The following is a 1,305-nucleotide window of genomic DNA, read 5'->3' on the forward strand; positions in this document are numbered from 1 at the left end:
CCGCCGTCGACGCCGAGGGCTCCGCCTCCCGGCTGCGGCCGTTCACCGGCGCCGCCGCCCCCGCGCCGGCCGCGCCGCGCCGCGTCGCCGACGTCCCCCGCACACTGGCCGGCGTCGGCCGCCGCATCGCGCTCACCTTCGACGACGGCCCGGACCCCACGTACACCCCGAAGATCCTCCGGGTGCTGCGCGAACACCACGCGCCGGCCACCTTCTTCGTCTGCGGCGAGAACGCGGAGTGGCAGCCCGACCTGCTGCGGGCCATCAGGGACGAGGGACACCTGCTCGCCAACCACACCTGGAGCCACCCGCAGCTCGACCTGCTGAGCAGGGCCGAGGTCCGCGACGAACTGGGCCGCACCAGCGACGTCGTGGCACGCGCCGTCGGCCGCGCCCCCCGGCTGGCCCGCGCGCCGTACGGGGTCTGGGACGAGCCCAGCCTGCGGGTCTGCGCCGAACTCGGGATGCGCCCGCTCGGCTGGTCCGTGGACAGCGACGACTGGACCCGGCCGGGCGCCGACCGGATCGCGGCCACCCTGCTCGACGGGGCCCACCCGGGCGCCGTCGCGCTCGCCCACGACGGCGGCGGCGACCGCGAACAGACCGTCGCCGCGCTCCGCGCCTGCCTGCCACGGCTGCTCGACCGCGGTTTCGAACCGGTGCTGCCCGGCTGACCGCGCCGGCGGGCGGGCCACCGCACGGGAGACGGCCCGCGCACGCGCGGGCCGTCGGGTCATGGGCATTCAGGCGGTCGGACGCCGGCCCAGGGCCGCGGTGACCTCCTGCACGTTGACGAAGGTCCGATCGGCCGGCAGCCGCCGCACCGTCTCCACCAGATCGTCCGGGGCGTACGTCTCCGAGAGCGTCCGCAGCAGCGCCCGGCGGTCGGCCGGGAACTCGCTGCGCCGCAGATGGCGAGCCAGTTCGAAGCGGAACGCCTCGTCCTCGGCCTCCCGCGGGCCGCCCGCGCTCGTGCGCGGGACCGGGCCGTCCAGCAGCGCGGGGTCGTCCTCGGCCGCCGGCTCCTGGTCCCGCCACTCCTCGGCCCTGGTGGGGTGCTCGGAGCGCAGCAGGCCCTGGAGGTCGTGCTTCATCAGGTCGTCACGGATGACGTTGAGACGGTTGCTGCCCCGTTGCTGCATGGCTGTACCTCCTAGCCTCGGGGCGCTCCGGGTACCCGGTGGCGGCCGGCCGACACCGGCGGGCCGGGTTTGCCCGGGCGGGATCCGGGCACTCGACCGATTCGGCGAGCGAGCGGTCGCCGCGGGGCGGCGGGCTCCGGGCGCGGGATCAGGGGCCCCGCCC

At 77.1% G+C, this 1,305-nt stretch carries 2 protein-coding genes; one reads left to right on the plus strand and one right to left on the minus strand.

The window, feature by feature from the left end; all coding sequences use genetic code 11:
• A partial coding sequence (locus E1283_RS36260) for a polysaccharide deacetylase family protein (RefSeq protein ID WP_132822400.1) occupies positions 1–674 on the plus strand: 674 nt, incomplete at its 5' end.
• A 69-nt stretch (positions 675–743) separates the two neighbouring features.
• Here the strand turns inward: E1283_RS36260 and E1283_RS36265 are convergent.
• The gene (locus tag E1283_RS36265; protein ID WP_132822401.1) at positions 744–1,142 is read right to left on the minus strand and encodes a DUF2795 domain-containing protein; all 399 of its coding nucleotides are present in this window, start codon (positions 1,140–1,142) and stop codon (positions 744–746) included.
• Positions 1,143–1,305: the final 163 nt, after the last annotated feature.

The sequence above is a fragment of the Streptomyces hainanensis genome (assembly GCF_004348415.1).
In the GTDB taxonomy this organism is placed as follows: Bacteria; Actinomycetota; Actinomycetes; order Streptomycetales; family Streptomycetaceae; genus Streptomyces; species Streptomyces hainanensis.

Coding starts and splice junctions, on each gene's coding strand:
- E1283_RS36265 (WP_132822401.1), bottom strand. CDS start 1,142: ATGCAGCAACGGGGCAGCAACCGTCTCAACGTCATCCGTGACGACCTG.